General features: G+C 54.6%; 16 protein-coding genes and 3 pseudogenes. 10 read left to right on the top strand and 9 right to left on the bottom strand.

The window, feature by feature from the left end; all coding sequences use genetic code 11:
• Window positions 1–67 precede the first annotated feature (67 nt).
• From AC5YUO_RS26155 to AC5YUO_RS26140, 4 genes and pseudogenes are all read right to left on the bottom strand, one after another.
• Complete coding sequence (locus AC5YUO_RS26155) at window positions 68–709, bottom strand: nucleotidyltransferase family protein (RefSeq protein ID WP_496156686.1); 642 nt, start codon at window positions 707–709, stop codon at window positions 68–70.
• Window positions 702–1,142 (bottom strand): annotated as a pseudogene (locus AC5YUO_RS26150) (XdhC family protein); the annotation flags it as partial. The gene AC5YUO_RS26155 and the pseudogene AC5YUO_RS26150, both read right to left, overlap by 8 nt.
• Window positions 1,143–1,169: 27 nt before the next feature.
• Window positions 1,170–1,574, bottom strand: coding sequence for a GFA family protein (locus AC5YUO_RS26145; protein WP_496156685.1), 405 nt, complete (start codon window positions 1,572–1,574; stop codon window positions 1,170–1,172).
• A gap of 28 nt (window positions 1,575–1,602) precedes the next feature.
• Entirely contained in the window at window positions 1,603–1,908 is a 306-nt protein-coding gene (locus AC5YUO_RS26140; RefSeq protein ID WP_496156684.1) for a hypothetical protein, read from the bottom strand.
• Between the two features lie 153 nt (window positions 1,909–2,061).
• Here AC5YUO_RS26140 and dinB point away from each other — a divergent pair, with 153 nt between their 5' ends.
• The gene (dinB, locus tag AC5YUO_RS26135) at window positions 2,062–3,111 is read left to right on the top strand and encodes a DNA polymerase IV (protein WP_496156683.1); all 1,050 of its coding nucleotides are present in this window, start codon (window positions 2,062–2,064) and stop codon (window positions 3,109–3,111) included.
• Here dinB and ku read toward each other — a convergent pair.
• A pseudogene (gene ku, locus AC5YUO_RS26130) lies at window positions 3,015–3,635 on the bottom strand (non-homologous end joining protein Ku); the annotation flags it as partial. The gene dinB and the pseudogene ku overlap by 97 nt on opposite strands.
• 199 nt (window positions 3,636–3,834) lie before the next feature.
• On the opposite strand from ku, the gene AC5YUO_RS26125 reads away from it, so the two are divergent.
• The 7 genes and pseudogenes from AC5YUO_RS26125 (at window position 3,835) to AC5YUO_RS26095 (ending at window position 7,655) form a co-directional block, all read left to right on the top strand.
• The gene (locus AC5YUO_RS26125; RefSeq protein WP_496156682.1) at window positions 3,835–4,011 is read left to right on the top strand and encodes a hypothetical protein; all 177 of its coding nucleotides are present in this window, start codon (window positions 3,835–3,837) and stop codon (window positions 4,009–4,011) included.
• A gap of 11 nt (window positions 4,012–4,022) precedes the next feature.
• Window positions 4,023–4,799 carry an exodeoxyribonuclease III gene (gene xth / locus AC5YUO_RS26120; RefSeq protein ID WP_496156681.1) on the top strand — a complete coding sequence of 259 codons (777 nt, stop codon included), beginning with the start codon at window positions 4,023–4,025 and terminating at the stop codon, window positions 4,797–4,799.
• Window positions 4,800–4,883: 84 nt separating this feature from the next.
• Window positions 4,884–5,135 (top strand): hypothetical protein, encoded by a 252-nt coding sequence (locus tag AC5YUO_RS26115; protein WP_496156680.1) that lies wholly within the window; start codon window positions 4,884–4,886, stop codon window positions 5,133–5,135.
• The gene (locus AC5YUO_RS26110; protein WP_496156679.1) at window positions 5,135–5,389 is read left to right on the top strand and encodes a hypothetical protein; all 255 of its coding nucleotides are present in this window, start codon (window positions 5,135–5,137) and stop codon (window positions 5,387–5,389) included. The genes AC5YUO_RS26115 and AC5YUO_RS26110 overlap by 1 nt, the downstream gene beginning before the upstream one ends.
• The gene (locus AC5YUO_RS26105) at window positions 5,386–5,652 is read left to right on the top strand and encodes a hypothetical protein (protein ID WP_496156678.1); all 267 of its coding nucleotides are present in this window, start codon (window positions 5,386–5,388) and stop codon (window positions 5,650–5,652) included. Before AC5YUO_RS26110 ends, AC5YUO_RS26105 begins: the two co-directional genes overlap by 4 nt.
• 171 nt (window positions 5,653–5,823) lie before the next feature.
• On the top strand, window positions 5,824–6,564 hold the full coding sequence (locus AC5YUO_RS26100; protein ID WP_496156677.1) for a DUF6088 family protein: 741 nt from the start codon (window positions 5,824–5,826) through the stop codon (window positions 6,562–6,564).
• Window positions 6,545–7,655: pseudogene (locus AC5YUO_RS26095) on the top strand (nucleotidyl transferase AbiEii/AbiGii toxin family protein). The gene AC5YUO_RS26100 and the pseudogene AC5YUO_RS26095 overlap by 20 nt, the downstream one beginning before the upstream one ends.
• 142 nt (window positions 7,656–7,797) lie before the next feature.
• Here the strand turns inward: AC5YUO_RS26095 and AC5YUO_RS26090 are convergent.
• The 4 genes from AC5YUO_RS26090 to ribA all read right to left on the bottom strand — a co-directional run bounded on the left by AC5YUO_RS26090 (window position 7,798) and on the right by ribA (window position 12,175).
• Complete coding sequence (locus AC5YUO_RS26090; protein WP_496156676.1) at window positions 7,798–9,276, bottom strand: MFS transporter; 1,479 nt, start codon at window positions 9,274–9,276, stop codon at window positions 7,798–7,800.
• Window positions 9,277–9,299: 23 nt separating this feature from the next.
• Window positions 9,300–9,710: a VOC family protein gene (locus tag AC5YUO_RS26085; protein ID WP_162993114.1), complete on the bottom strand. Its 411-nt coding sequence runs from the start codon at window positions 9,708–9,710 to the stop codon at window positions 9,300–9,302.
• A 99-nt stretch (window positions 9,711–9,809) separates the two neighbouring features.
• Window positions 9,810–11,549, bottom strand: coding sequence for a WD40 repeat domain-containing protein (locus tag AC5YUO_RS26080; protein WP_121593436.1), 1,740 nt, complete (start codon window positions 11,547–11,549; stop codon window positions 9,810–9,812).
• Window positions 11,546–12,175: a GTP cyclohydrolase II RibA gene (gene ribA, locus AC5YUO_RS26075; RefSeq protein ID WP_496156675.1), complete on the bottom strand. Its 630-nt coding sequence runs from the start codon at window positions 12,173–12,175 to the stop codon at window positions 11,546–11,548. Before ribA ends, AC5YUO_RS26080 begins: the two co-directional genes overlap by 4 nt.
• A gap of 611 nt (window positions 12,176–12,786) precedes the next feature.
• Here ribA and AC5YUO_RS26070 point away from each other — a divergent pair.
• Together AC5YUO_RS26070 and AC5YUO_RS26065 are read left to right on the top strand one after the other, a co-directional pair.
• On the top strand, window positions 12,787–13,806 hold the full coding sequence (locus AC5YUO_RS26070; protein WP_496156674.1) for a formylglycine-generating enzyme family protein: 1,020 nt from the start codon (window positions 12,787–12,789) through the stop codon (window positions 13,804–13,806).
• Window positions 13,807–13,913: 107 nt separating this feature from the next.
• Complete coding sequence (locus AC5YUO_RS26065; protein WP_121593434.1) at window positions 13,914–14,612, top strand: LuxR family transcriptional regulator; 699 nt, start codon at window positions 13,914–13,916, stop codon at window positions 14,610–14,612.
• Window positions 14,613–14,637 lie beyond the last annotated feature (25 nt).

The following is a 14,637-nucleotide window of genomic DNA, read 5'->3' as shown; positions in this document are numbered from 1 at the left end:
TCCACAACCGCCGCCTCCATCGGCCTTTGAACCCCAGCCAACGCTATAGGATTGGCCGACCCGATTTTCAACATTGGGCGGGCAACCAGCCTATTTCCCGCAACGACTCCAGCGTATCGAGGTCCGTCCTGGCTGCTGGTCCGATCTCCACGACGATCGTCGACCTCCAATGGTGCCGAACGACCTCGCGCGCGCCGACATCCCCAGCTAGCTTCGATAGCTCCGGATAAGTGCTAGCAGGAAAGATTATCGGGTGGCCAGGTTCGCCGGCAGCGACAGCCCGAACAATTGGTTCTCCATCGCATTGTTGGAATTTGGTGGCAAGGAGATTGAGATGCTCACTCGTGAGATCGGGCATGTCGGACAAACAGATCATAACCCCGGCGGCGCGCAAGCAGATCGCTTCGCGCAGTCCAACGATGATGGACGTCGCAATTGCTGACTCAAAGTCCGACTTGTGAACAACACGTACGGGAATATCCTCGATCGCGGAACGGATTTCGTCATCCAGATGTCCAGTGACCACGATCACGTTCTCACATTCTGATCCACTCGCCGCCAAGACGGATCGCCGAATTAGCGGGACGCCGCCGAATGTCGCCAACAGCTTGTGCGAGCCACCAGTGCGGGTCGATCTCCCTGCAGCAAGGACGAGCGCGGCAATCGTAAGACATCCCCTTGTCCGATCACCCCGCGCGTAGTCAAGCATAGATGGTCAATCTGGAAGCGGCGACGTCGGCCAGGACCGATAATGCCAGCGAGGTTGTGTCCCTGGTCGGTCCGAACAATCCGATGGGTGCCCTTATGCGGTCTACCTCAATATTCGAAAAACCCGCGCGCCGCAGACGTTCCAGGCGCTTCAGATGAGTACGCGTGCTCCCAAGCGCGCCGATGTAAAACGCGGTTGAATGCAGTGCGCGTTCGAGAATCCGCTCCTCCGCATCGAGATCGTGGTGCAGAAGCACGACGGCGGTAAATGGGTCGATCGTTGGATAAGAACCCTCGTATGTTTCGCCATTGTTCAAAACTGTCACGTCGTGTCCCGCCGCTTGCGCAATTCTTGCGACCGTGAGCGCCACTGCGGTCTGGCCCGACACGACAATGCTGGTCCCCGGGCGGTAAACTGTCTCGAACTGTCCATCCAACTTCGTCAACTTCAACAGAGACGCTCAATCCCCAGCTCGCTCCGGAAGTCGGGTCAGATCCTGAGCCCACGCCAACGCCGAGGAGCACCATATCTGCGAGCGGGGCTCCAACTCCCGACGCTGATTTACCGTTCCCAGTCTGATCCCAACCTGCTTGGCGTCTTCATCCTCGCCCGTCGTATAGATCGGCGATCCGCAATCAGCACAGAAGAACTGGAACCTCCTGCGGCCGTTGTCGGCGGTCTTGATGTAAAGCTTGGGCTCGCCGGACGTTATCTGAAAATGGCTGCGTTGTGTGCTGACGGTCACCCTGTAGGCGGTTCCCGTCAATCTCTGGCAGTCGGTGCAGTGGCAGATCGCGACGTCTTGCGGATCGATCTCGGCTTTATAGGTGATCTTTTTGCATTGGCATGCGCCATCGATGTGCATGTCAGCCCTCCATCCCAGACGCTGGACATCAGCGTCCGGAGACCCGGGTCGCGCCAAGGTCACCGAACGTCCGCTGAACAGTGCGGATCATGCTGGAATTGATATCGGCGGAAACTTCGATCTCTCCTTCTAGCGGAGCATCGCTGCGCGCACTACCGTCATAAGAGACGTCCCCGCCGGAGGGAGCAGAGCCGGAGGTATTCTTCGCCGAGGTCGACTGGACGAAGATGTCAGGCCGGGCAATACCATGTTGCTGGACGAGATGTTCCACCGCAAGATCGGCAGCCTCACGCGTTTCGAAAACTGCTGTGGTCGAGGTGCTATCGTTGGCCATCGGTCAATCTCCACTTCGCTAGGGTTATTGATCAAACGCCTGAAGAACCGAGGAGTTTCCTTCGGCAGATGCAGCAATTGAGGGTTAGGACTTGGATGCGTCACCGGCAGCTGCTATGTTCTTGTTTCGTTTCACTAGAGACTCTTAATCGCAATGGATCTCGCCTCCGTCTCAACCGTCAGAAAAATCATCCATGTGGACATGGATGCCTTCTACGCGTCGGTAGAGCAGCGCGACAATCCGGAGCTTCGTGGTAAACCCCTGGCTGTTGGCGGAGCGGCTGCCCGTGGCGTCGTTGCAGCAGCAAGCTACGAGGCGCGGGAGTTCGGCGTGCGCTCGGCAATGCCGTCAGTCACGGCGGCGCGAAGATGCCCCAATCTGATCTTCGTAAAGCCCAAGTTTGAAGTCTATCGCGCCGTCTCGCAACAGATCCGCGAGATTTTTGCGGATTACACGCCGATCATCGAACCCTTGTCGCTCGACGAGGCTTATCTCGACGTTACCGAAAATCTGAAGGCTATGCCCATTGCCACCGAGATTGCTCTGGAAATGCGGGCAAGGATCAAGGAGGTCACCGGACTGAACGCTTCGGCCGGGATCTCATACAACAAGCTCCTGGCCAAAATGGCGTCGGATCTGAACAAGCCGAACGGCCAGGCGGTGATTACGCCGAAGAACGGTCCGGCCTTTGTCGAACAGCTCGCGGTCAAGAAATTCCATGGCGTCGGCCCGTCCACAGCGGAAAAGATGCACCGGCTTGGTATTGAGACCGGTGCGGATCTGAAGGCAAAGTCCTTGCCTTTTCTGGTCGAGCATTTCGGAAAGTTCGGACCGTATTTCTATGGCATTGCCCGGGGCATCAATGAGCGGCAGGTCAGGCCGGACCGGGTGCGTAAGTCCGTCGGCGCGGAAGATACGTTTGCCACGGACATTGACGACCTCGAGTTCGTGACCAACGAGCTCCGGCCGCTTGCGGAAAAGGTCTGGGGCTACTGCGAGGCCAAAGGTTTCAGCGGCAAGACGGTGACGGTGAAGATCAAATATTCCGACTTCACCCAGGCGACGCGGAGCAGGACAATTGCCCTCCCCTATTCAGACGTGCTGGCATCGACGCTGCCCTTCTTGGTGCCGATGATGTGCTCAGCCAATTCCAGCATTTCACCCTCGATCTTCAGATCGGGTAGTTCCTCGAACGCATCCTGAGAGGAGCGCACCTCGTAATCGAAGTTCAGCGTTGTGGCGATCAGCCCTTTGCCATGCGGACGGATGAGGACGGTTCGAACGCGGCGAAAGAGAACGGTCCGGGCAATCGCGGCAACCTTGGCTTTCTTCATGCCGTCGCGCAAAAAAAAAGCATCCGTGCCCATCTTGTTCGGCGCCAGATAGTACGGCTCGTCAAAATAGACGTCGTCGATCTCGTGGCAGGGGATGAAGGCGTCGATCTTGAGCGTCTTGTCGCTGTCAGGAACTGCGGCCGCGACCTCCTCGGGCTCAAGGATGATGTATTGGCCGTTTTCGACCTCGTAGCCCTTCACCTGGTCGCCCCGGTCGATCGGATCACCTGTCTCGCTATCGACGAACTCGCGCTTGACCCGGTTGCCGGTCTTGCGGTTCAGCGTGTTGAAGGCGATCCTTTCCGAGGATGATGCTGCAGTGTACAGCGCCACCGGACAAGCGACCTCTCCGAACTTGATGAAGCCTTTCCAATTCGCTCTCGGGGCAACCATGACGCAGAACTCCTGACACAACCTAGGCGATTCAAGCGAATCAGCATGTAATTGTTCCGAGTCGAAACGAATCAATTTTCAAGGACTTAGCGCGATCAGGCCAACTCGTTTTGCGAGTCTGCGCTAGTCTCTTGATTCCCGTGCATCTTTTCCTGGTCACACGCGTTTCTTCATGGAGCAAACCTAAAGGAGCACTGCCATGAGCAAACGCGAACTGATCGATACGGGAACCGACAAGCGTTATGTCCGCCGTGACAAGGAGGGGAAATTCAAGGAGAGTGTCGACGTCTCTCGCTCGCTGTCGGCCGATGCACGCCACGACGCGAAGCACGATGCGAAACCGGGTCAGGGCGACACGGGCGATCGCAAGCACTGACGGACACGCCGGTGAAGCTCGCTACCTACAACGTCAACGGCATCAACGGTCGGCTGGATGTTTTACTCCGCTGGCTCGCCGAGGCAAAGCCTGATGTCGTCTGCCTGCAGGAATTGAAGGCGCCAAACGACAAATTCCCACGCCGCGAGATCGAGCGTGCGGGCTACGGTGCCATCTGGCACGGCCAAAAATCCTGGAATGGCGTGGCAATCCTTGCTAAGGATCAGGAGCCGCGCGAGACACGACGCGGACTGCCGGGAGATCCCGACGACAGCCACAGCCGCTATATCGAGGCTGCTATCCATGGCATCGTCATTGGCTGCCTGTATCTTCCGAACGGCAACCCAGCACCTGGGCCGAAATTCGACTACAAACTCCGCTGGTTTGAGCGACTGCATTCCTACGCCGAGGAACTCTTCGAACTCGATGTTCCTGTGGCTCTGGTCGGCGATTTCAATGTGATGCCGACCGATCTCGACGTCTACAAGCCGGAGCGCTGGCGGGATGACGCCCTGTTTCGCCCTGAGGTGCGCGCAGCTTTTGCCAAACTCATTGCCATGGGCTGGACGGACGCCATCCGGCTGCTGCATCCGGAGGAGCGAATCTACACGTTCTGGAAGTATTTCCGCAACGCCTTTGCCCGGGACGCCGGTCTTCGCATCGACCATTTCCTGCTGAGCCCATTGCTGCGGGAAAGACTGCAGACCTGCAGCGTCGACAAGTTCGCGCGGGCCTGGGAGCACACCAGCGATCATGCGCCGGTCTGGATTGAACTGGATGATGAATAGCATATCTCAAGGACATGTTGGTGCGGTCGTTTCCAAGCCTACCACCCGTGGCGATGGCCGATAGAGAACCATAGGAGTGACGGTATGCAAGATTTCGACGCCGTAGAGTTCGCAGACCGTCTGGCGGCGAGGACGGACGAGGAAGTGTTTGGGCTGATGAAGAAGCTTGAGGAAGCAAGCGAGAGCATTCGTCCTGAAGACCGCGATGACAGCGATGTGTTCGCCCAAATCGCCATGGTGGAGACGGCGATCGAGGATCGGTTTCCGGGCCAGCTATGGCGCCATACAAGGATTGGCAGCAGCGCCGGGTCGGTGGCTGATCAGGAGGATTTTTGATGAGTGAGAGATCTGAAAATCAGGAACGACTGTTTCAGCAGTTGGATGATGCCGTCGCTGAGATCATCGATCGTTTCGCAAGTGAGGGACACGGAACAGCGCGTGTCGTAGAGACACTTCAGGAAGTTCTGGCAAAGCGACAGCACGCCTATGATCGCAACCCTGATCCCGCGGATGAACCGATAGAAGAACCGGCCAACGAGTGGCCCGCAGCCGATAACCCGTCGAACGAAAACGGGGGGCGGAGACCATGAACAATACGGCAGACCATCCTGCCGCCGTCGAGGCAATAGGCAGTCCGACCCGGACGCAAGAAGAAGCGCTTCGAGCAATTGCTTTCTTCCGGCGACAGAGGAAAGTGGGCAGGGGTTGGCTGGTGGGTGACAAGCGGCTGTCGGAGAAGCTTGTCGAGCGACTGGAAAAGATGGAACTAGTCGAGGAGAGCTTCATCCGCGGCGCACCGGTGCTGCAGTTGACCATTGTCGGACAGGCGATCAAGGCGCAGCTGCTTCAGTAATCTGTCTGCGCCGGCTTTGCATCCGTTGGAAAGACATCCACCTCACAACATGGAAGCCTAGCCGGCCTACGATACTGACCAATGTTTCGATATAAAAATTGGTCAGTAGAGGGGGGTTGCTTTTAGTGACCAATTTTTGTATACAATTTTTGGACACAATGTAGGATAATTATGCCGGATCCCACATCTGACACTCTGGAACGCATTCACCAACGGATCGCCGACGCGGCACCTTCGGGGGTTTGGTCCCGCTCCGATTTCCTGGATATCGCAACACCGAACGCCGTCGAAAAGGCGCTGCAGAGGCTGACCAATCGCGGCGACATCCGCCGCCCTCATCGTGGTCTTTACGACAAGCCAGCAGTCAGCCAACTGATCGGCAAGATGGTGTTTCCGCCACGGGCCTCATTCATCGATGCAATCGCGCGACGTGACAAGCTTCGTGTTTGCGTCGATGGCATGACGGCTGCCAATGATCTTGGCCTGACGACGGCCGTCCCCGCCAGGTCAACAATCTATGCGGACACATATCCCCGAACCATCGAGATCGAGGCCAATGTCGGCGATGCGGAGGCCACGAAGCCCGTGATCTACATCTTGGACTTCAAGCGCATCTCGGCAAAGACCGCTTTCTGGGCGGGGCGGCCGGCAATGCGAGTGATCCAAGCCCTTCACTGGTTTCGCGACGAGCGATCCAATCTGGAGACCGTTGTCGATGGTATCGTCCGCTACCTGGCACGAAGCCATCATAGGCAGCCGATCGTCGAAGATCTGCGCGAAAACATTCACGCCATCCCAGCCTGGATGTACCAGGCTGTCGAGACGATAACCGCCGATCCGCCACTTCAGGAAGACGGAAACACTCCGCCGGGCCGCGGGGGAATGGATGAACATGCACCAGAGTTTCATTGATATCCTTCGCTCGACCGCTGACGAGCGTCGAGCACTATTTTCCGCCGCTGCGTCCGACCTCGAGACGCGGGCCGAAAATATCGAGAAGGATCTATACGTCTGCTGGGTGCTGGACTTCCTGTTCAACCGGCGCAAGGACGATGCTATCGGTCTCTACTTTAAGGGCGGCACCAGCCTCAGCAAAGCATATGGCCTGATAACGCGTTTTTCTGAAGATATCGACATCGGCATCTACAAGGCAGATCTAAAGGTTCCGCTCGAAGCCGATATCGCAGCCCTTCCCTCCGTCAGTCAGCAGCAGAAGGCTCTCGCCGAGCAAGTAGATGAGGCGGCGCGCCATTATATGTCCGGACCTCTCAAGCGTTTGCTCGATGAGGAAATCGCTGCGGTCGAGGGAGAGACCGGACAATCGGGGCATTTTTCGCTCGACTTCGGATACGATCTCTACCGAAAGAAGGAGGCGCTTGACGTACTCGTTCTGGGATACAAAAGCGTCTTTGACACGAGCGGCGGTTATGTCGAGGCCGCAGTGCGCATCGAAGGCGGGGCACGCCCGGATCCGGTTCCGGCCGAGAAGCGAGAGATCATTCCATACGTTGCCTCGGAAATGCCAAAGGGCACTTGACCTGACGGTCCAGAATGTAACGACCGTCAAGCCAGAGCGCACTTTTTGGGAGAAAGCTCTGATCCTTCACGCGATGACGGAGATGACCGAAAAACGAAGTATGCCGGATAGTCCTGCGCTGAAAGTTCCAGACCTCAACCGATACTCGCGCCACTACTACGATGTTCATCAAATCTGGATGAATCCCGACTACGGCAAGGCCACTGCATCGATGCTTGACCTTGCCGAGGCTTGCCGCCGGCATAAAGAGCTGATGTATCGCGCGCCAGACCATCGATATGATCGAGCCGTCCCAGGAAGTTTTCGGCTGGTGCCCACGCCCGAGATGCGCAAAAAACTCGCATCCGACTACGAGAGAATGTCCTCCATGATATTTGGGACGCCGCCCAAATTCGGGTCTGTCATGGCCAGCATTGAAGAGTTGGAGTCCTTTCTCAACTCAATCGCAGACCAACCCTCGGTTTAACGGCAAATGCGAGAGCTAGCCGATCGTGTCGCCTTGACAGGATTCGAACCCTAGATCCGTCTAATCACACCCTATGCAACTGGAACTATTAGAGGATCTGTGGCAATCTAGCATACGGGTTCGCTCGATCGGTACCTTCGGGTTACACATCAGTAATCCTGTCGAGGGAGGTCTTATTCAATGATTTTATCCCATTTGGGTCAGAGGTCTTAATCGGCGAGACGATGCGCGTTGCGAAGAGGGCGAGCGGCACAACAAGCGCAGCGACGGTAGAGGTAGTGAAATACAGCCACCATGCAGCATTCGATAAACTATTCAAATTCACTACGTCCGACACGCCGTTGAAATTCACGACCAATCCGGCAACCGCAGCGCCCAAAGCGCTAGCGAACTGTTGAATAATGGGGATAGACGCCGAGGTTAAATCCTCTTCGCGAGGCAGTGCGCGAGATAACACCGAACTTTGCAGATGTGGCCAACAAACACCTATCCCTAAACCCAATCCGGACAAGCAAACTACTATCGCGACCGTTTCGTTTCGGTCGACGGCGACCCTGGGCACAGGAAGAAAAATTGAAAGCCCTACAAACGACAGAAAAACAACGATGGGCCCAACGAGGACGGCAATTCGGGCTTTTCGTCCGATAAGTCCCGCAGAGCAGATCGCTCCCAACATCCATCCAAAAGCGATGGTCGACACCATATAGCCAGCCCAAAGCGGTTGCTGTTTTTTTAAGAGCTGCAAGAAGTACGGTACATAAATTTCACTCGCTTGGCAGGCGCAGATTAAGATCATCATAAGGTACAAAATGAATAACGGTGAGTGCATTGAGAATGCACCCGTGGGAAGGAGTTTTGCCAAGGAATAATTCTCGCGCCATACAATCACTGCCGCGCATATAAATCCGAGAAGAAGAAAGGCCCCTGCAATGAGAATATTCAATTCTGCGGCGGTGCCAGCCAACGAAAGCAACATGATCGACACCGAAAGAAGAACAATCTGAAGCAATGGTGGCGGCGAGTCTTTCGAACCAGCAAACTCCTCAGGCAGTACTGACCATGCAATGAAAAAGAGAAAACACGCCGCAGGCAGAAGTATCCAGAAAGAGAGCCGCCATAATTCTGCGGCAGCCATGACTCCGCCGATTGCGGGTCCCAATAAAGTCGCCCCCCCCCACACCACCGACATCAAAGCCAATGCTCTCGGCCATAGACTTTCTATAAATAACGCCCGGACCATAGAATAGGATATGGCGACAAGAATGCCCGCGCCGAACCCTTGAACAAAACGCCCTAAGAGCATGCTCTCCATGTGCAGCGCAGTACCACAGAGAAGGCTGCCGATGGCGAATGATGCCGCTCCGATTGCGTAAACCTGACGAGGCCCCAAGCCCGCCGGATGGTGGGCAACAAACACCGATGCGAGTATCGAGGCCACTATATAGAGAGTAGTGTTCCAAGCGAGAAGATCAACACCACCAATATCTTTTACGATTGAGGGCATCAAAGTCGATCCAACAAAAATGTTGATCGCGTGCAAAGCTATTCCGCCACCCAAGACCACTATCTTAGAAAAATTACCGCCTAAAAACAGCGACTTCCATTCCGCAAGAACACCCATTTAGATCCCTATCGAAACAGCTGTTATTCTGGGCTATATACCTCAATTGTCCATCCATCGGGATCTTGGAAATAAAGAGCAACACGAGACGTTCCTGTCATCTCATAGATAGTTGCCTCGGGATTGTTTCCCCTTACAAGGGTGACTCCATTGTTGCTCAGATGCTCCCCCCAAAGCAGCACTCCCTGACGGTCAGTCCGAATTCCAAAGTGGATCCTCTCATCAGGTTTTCCTTGGTAATCGACCGCTTCCTCCAAGAAAAAATCGAAACCGCGGAAAGACGCGGCGATCTTCCTGGGGCCCAGATGGTTCACATACGAGAAGCCCAAAACTTCACTGTAAAACGCCCATGAAATGTCCAAGTTCTTCACCAGGATGTTGAGATGTTTTATCTCGCTGACTTTTATTATTTCCAGCGTTGGATTAGACGCCATGATGATCTCCTTCAAACAGCAGTTTCTCAACTGCTCTGTTGACGGTCAGAATGGGTGATAAGCGATACGTTGTATCTGTGATCGAGAACCTGTCACTGATCATTCGGCCGCCATTAACTGATTATAGGGCACATCTAGTCTCACACTCACCGAAACGGTTTCGTCGCAAATGGTCACACCATAGACTCTTCCGTCGTAGCAACTCGCCACGAAGCTGCTTGTTCGTACATCCGTCGAAATCGATGAGATGCCGCTGGTGCTTGGGCGCACGACATTGAGCCACGTATTAGTCTCGAGGTTATACACTGCGATGCGTCCGCCGTAGTCTCCCGTGGCGATGTACGTTTCATTAGCAGCGACACATTTCGAAGAGTTTCGATGGGGCGTTTTTATTTCCTCTATCTCGCTCCGTCGCCAAATCCGTAAGGTTAGGTCCCTGCTCACGCTGCAAAATACGCCTGGCGCGACGACGGCACATCCGTTTGCGATCTGGCGGTGCTTTCCGATCCAAGTCTCAATGACTGAAAACGAGCCAATGGAGGCGACGGCCGCGTTGCGGTTGGCGCTAACTGCAAAGATCACTTCGCCATCTGTCGCCACGCCCTTGATCGCATTTTCGTGCATCTTGATCGACGTCACGACTTCAACCTTGCCGTCGATCTCACGAATGATAACCACTTCGCCGGTGTAAGTTCCGATTGCGGCATGCGGAATATCATCGCGCAGAAACGCACATCCACAGTTTAGGGGAGAGTGGTGTTGATAAACGACTTCTCCCGTCATCGCATTGTGAATACTCCCCATCTGGCCGCCGGTCACGAGAGTGCTGCCGAAGCGCGTAAAAAAGTTGCAAAGACCGTTCATATCGGCAACAAACGCGTTGTCTTTCCTTACAATGCCAGCGTCGCCGACCGTATACAACGCGTCTCCAACTGGCAAAACCGCGTTCACACTTTTGCTCGCTTCATAGTCAATATCGTCCCAGGTACCGTTTCGAATATTGTAGACTGCATAGGTCGAGCCGAACGTGGCAAAAGCGATCTTCTCTTTACCCACGAAGGAGCAAGACCGAGGCCAGATTATATTTGGCAATGCAGCCTCGGCGAGTTTGACGATCGCTTCCGCATTGACTTGCCAGATCTTCATCTTCCGATCATAACTGAGACTGACCAGTTGCCGCGACACCGGAGAGTAAACAAGTCGTTTGATGCCGGCTTCATGTGCAGTCACACTCGAAATTGCTGTCTCTCCGCGCAGGATCGATATACGGCCTTCATCATCTCCCGCAAAAATAAGTCCCTCGGGGGTTATCGCTACCGTATCGGTTTCGATCCCGTCAAAGTTGCTGACAGAGAGTTGCGAACCATCGCCGGCTGTCCACTGGCGAACGGATCCGTCGTCGCTGCTCGAAACAATCTCGGTACCTGAAGGCATCCACGCGACCGAGATCACATCAGCAGTATGTCCGAGGCAAGTTGCCAGATGATTGCCGTCAATGTCGAAAATGCGGATCGAATGATCTCGTGAGCAGGTTGCGACACGTTTTCCGTCAGGGGAAAACGCCACCATCTCGACGTCATCTGTATGACCCGAAAGGACAGCTCGCAACCGCATTGATGGGACGTCCCAAATGCGTGCTGTATAATCGCTACTAGCACTGGCGAGCAGATCGCCAACGGGAGAGAATACGCACATGTTAGCCAGATGGTCGTGATTGACCTTGGCCAGGGCTTGATGCGACCGCGCATCCCAGAGGATCACCTGATTGTCGTACCCCGCGCTGGCGACGTACATATCCTGGAAGCTGGCAACGCCGCTGATTGGCGCGATGTGTTTCATGATACTGTTCTCCTCGTTTGTGGAACAAACTCAATGTTATGGCCTGCGAAAGCGACTTTGCTTTCGAGGTATCGGCGATTGAACTCATTGAGGTGAACGCCTGTTGGCAAAGCCTTCACAACGGCGATACCGGCCTCTCGGATTTCTCTTACTTTGAGAGGGTTATTGGTGATGAGGTGGATCGCGCCAAGTCCGAGAGCCAAAAGCATCGCACCGGCGGCTTCAAAGGAGCGGGGATCGGCGGCATGCCCGAGACGCACATTCGCCTCGAAGGTATCCAATCCTTCGTCCTGGAGTTTGTAGGCATCAAGTTTGGCGTTCAAACCGATCCCGCGTCCCTCCTGGCGCAGATAGATTATATATCCACCACATTCAGTCATGCGCTCAATCGCCTCGTTCAATTGAGGGCCGCAGTCGCATCGCAAAGACTGAAAAACGTCTCCCGTGACACACTCGGAGTGCACCCGAACGAGAGGCAGACCCTCAATCAGATGCGGGTTCACGCAAAGGGCAAAATGTTCCTTGCCATCGAGGAATCCATTGAAGGTGATGAATTCCGCGATCGCTTCTTTGATTCCCAGCGGGATTGTCACGCGCTGGCGAACAGTAATCTTATGTGATGCCATTTTCTCAGAACCTCCCGGATTTTGATTCAATGACGCAAAAAATCGACCGAGGTGTACTCAGCTGAAATCTAGTAGTTTTTACTTAAGCATTTGTTTTTATACGATTTTATTTCGTAAACGCTTAACTCAAACTTGTCTTTGGCGCAATTGTTAAAGTACGATGCGCCTGACAATTCCAGCGAGCAGACAGATGGGTGACGCACAATACATGACTGCGCTAACTCTCATCAGCACCGGTTGGGGGGGGCGTTTTCCCAACCCGTCTGTCGGATACGTATCGTCCTGGACGGCAAAATCGTCGGCCGCGACATTACAAGTCCGATCGGAGGACCGCATGCCTAAAAGAATGCGTTTCGAGAGGCTGGAGCGACTGCGAAGGGCGCGACCGCCTACAATAGGACCCTGTATTGGTGGTAACGAACGGCTGATGCTCGCACCTTTGGGAGCCGATGATGTTTGTCCGACGTCGGTTCTCGAACTCATCAATTGGGCAGCGTCAGGTCCGGATTGCTCTGAGCGATACCTTACAGGAAGCGGATGACGTTTTTTCAAACTGCCTGCACTGCAGGCGAGATCGATCGCGAGACATTGGCCATCAGGGAGGAGATCAGATGGATATAAATATGCCCGGCGTCAGCCGCTACATCGGAGATGCCGCCGATATCAATGCTATGTCGGACCGGGAAGCGCTTGGTACCGCGGAAGGCTTTCGTTCATGTCGTTTTGACTCGATCAAGGGTAATATCTTCGCTTTGAAGGGCAGCGGCAACGAAGAACTCGCGGCCGTGGTGGAATCGGCGTGGGCATCACTGGCCGATCGTCTGGCTGCAGGGATTTTGCTGGGGTTGATGGGAGACCATCGTCTGGCTGCAACGGCTCCTTGCATGGCTGAAGTGCCGCGGGCGCAGGTCAAGATAGGAACCTCACCCACTGAGGTAGGTGCGATTTGTGCGCGACATCCGGATCTGGGATTGAAAGAAGAGTGGTTGATCAAAGAGACACCGTCGTTTGAGATCAATCTCGAGGCTTTCAGAATCGGCAAATATCCGGTCACCAACATCGAATATCGCCGCTTCTTGGTCGAAAACCCCAGGGAAACGCCACCTACATCCTGGCCGTTTGGTTATTTTCCCTTAGAAAGGAGCAATCATCCCGTCTATTCCGTTAGGCCGGAAGCAGCCGACCGATATTGCAGATGGCTGTCCGAAAAAACCGGTCGCCTCTTCAGGCTCCCGACCGAATTCGAATGGGAGTACGCCGCCGCCGGCTCAACTGGTCTTGAATACCCATGGGGCGACGAATTCGACACCGAAGCTGCCAACACCCTTGAGCTCGGTCTCTTTCGATCCGTGGCCGTTGGTTCTTTTGCAAAAGGCGCGTCTCCTTTCGGTGTTTTTGATATGGCGGGGACGGTCGAAGAATATGTCAGTGATTGTTATATGCCTTATCCCGGTGGCGAGTTCGTCCGTGACGATCTCGTCTCGTTTCTGGGCGATAAGTATCGGGTCGCGAGGGGTGGATCATTTACGCGGTTTCGAGACATGGCCCGTTGTCGACGCCGACATGGCGGTCCGCTTGACCGTTCGTTTTACGTAATGGGTTTTCGGCTGGCAGAAACGATCACATCATGACGTCGTGGAGGCCAACCCAAAATTGTGAACACAACTAACATTGACCTCTTTATGCAATCGTGATCCATTTATCTCGCATAGGTTGAATATCAGGCGGGAGGCCTGCTATGTTCGATAGAAATCCACCGGCTTTCGAGACGCTCGAGGATGCCAGACGTTACCTCAGGTCCTTTGTGGGCATTGCAGGCATAACCAACCTGGCGTACCTCGCAATCTCGCTTCCTTTTGCGGAGGACGCCGCTCCACTCGCCATAGCCACCTACTCGGCAGAATGGGCGAGTCATTACCTCGGCAGGGAATATTTCCGAATTGATCCTGCAATTATACAAGGCCTGACTGGCATTCTCCCATTCGATTGGAGTTCACGGCCATACACAGGGGCCGCAATAAAGCGATTTTTTGGAGAGGCAAAGGAATTCGGGGTTAGCCACCAAGGCCTCTCCTTTCCCATTCGTGGCGCCTACGGCGAAAAGGCAATGTTTTCGATCAATAGCGATCTCTCTTCCCGCGACTGGGAACAATTCAAATCCCTGAGATTTGGCGAAATCGCCATGTTTGCTTACTTTTTTCACCTCGAGGTTCTGGCCTTGTGCGGTGCAATGGAGATTCAAGCGCCTCAGTTATCAAAGCGCGAAACGGATGTTTTGAAGTGGGCCTCAGAAGGCAAGTCCGCTTGGGAAAGCGCAAAGATCATGGGCTTGACCGAGAACACGGCAAACTTCTATCTCCGAAATGCGATCTCAAAACTATCCTCGTCCAACAAAACTCAGGCGGTTGCTGTTGCCGTGCGCCGGGGCATATTATGAAGTCAATACTCAACTAATCGAGTAT

Source organism: Agrobacterium sp. LEGMi-208b (assembly GCF_059511785.1).
This window is presented reverse-complemented; position numbering and strand designations above follow the sequence as displayed.

Bases quoted from the DNA above. Each gene is read 5' to 3' on its own strand.
- AC5YUO_RS26100 (WP_496156677.1), top strand. From the start codon at position 5,824: ATGCCGGATCCCACATCTGACACTCTGGAACGCATTCACCAACGGATC.
- dinB (WP_496156683.1), top strand. From the start codon at position 2,062: ATGGATCTCGCCTCCGTCTCAACCGTCAGAAAAATCATCCATGTGGAC.
- AC5YUO_RS26145 (WP_496156685.1), bottom strand. From the start codon at position 1,574: ATGCACATCGATGGCGCATGCCAATGCAAAAAGATCACCTATAAAGCC.
- AC5YUO_RS26125 (WP_496156682.1), top strand. From the start codon at position 3,835: ATGAGCAAACGCGAACTGATCGATACGGGAACCGACAAGCGTTATGTC.
- ribA (WP_496156675.1), bottom strand. From the start codon at position 12,175: ATGGCATCACATAAGATTACTGTTCGCCAGCGCGTGACAATCCCGCTG.
- AC5YUO_RS26115 (WP_496156680.1), top strand. From the start codon at position 4,884: ATGCAAGATTTCGACGCCGTAGAGTTCGCAGACCGTCTGGCGGCGAGG.
- AC5YUO_RS26090 (WP_496156676.1), bottom strand. From the start codon at position 9,276: ATGGGTGTTCTTGCGGAATGGAAGTCGCTGTTTTTAGGCGGTAATTTT.
- AC5YUO_RS26140 (WP_496156684.1), bottom strand. From the start codon at position 1,908: ATGGCCAACGATAGCACCTCGACCACAGCAGTTTTCGAAACGCGTGAG.
- AC5YUO_RS26080 (WP_121593436.1), bottom strand. From the start codon at position 11,549: ATGAAACACATCGCGCCAATCAGCGGCGTTGCCAGCTTCCAGGATATG.
- AC5YUO_RS26105 (WP_496156678.1), top strand. From the start codon at position 5,386: ATGAACAATACGGCAGACCATCCTGCCGCCGTCGAGGCAATAGGCAGT.
- AC5YUO_RS26070 (WP_496156674.1), top strand. From the start codon at position 12,787: ATGGATATAAATATGCCCGGCGTCAGCCGCTACATCGGAGATGCCGCC.
- AC5YUO_RS26085 (WP_162993114.1), bottom strand. From the start codon at position 9,710: ATGGCGTCTAATCCAACGCTGGAAATAATAAAAGTCAGCGAGATAAAA.
- AC5YUO_RS26110 (WP_496156679.1), top strand. From the start codon at position 5,135: ATGAGTGAGAGATCTGAAAATCAGGAACGACTGTTTCAGCAGTTGGAT.
- AC5YUO_RS26065 (WP_121593434.1), top strand. From the start codon at position 13,914: ATGTTCGATAGAAATCCACCGGCTTTCGAGACGCTCGAGGATGCCAGA.
- AC5YUO_RS26155 (WP_496156686.1), bottom strand. From the start codon at position 709: ATGCTTGACTACGCGCGGGGTGATCGGACAAGGGGATGTCTTACGATT.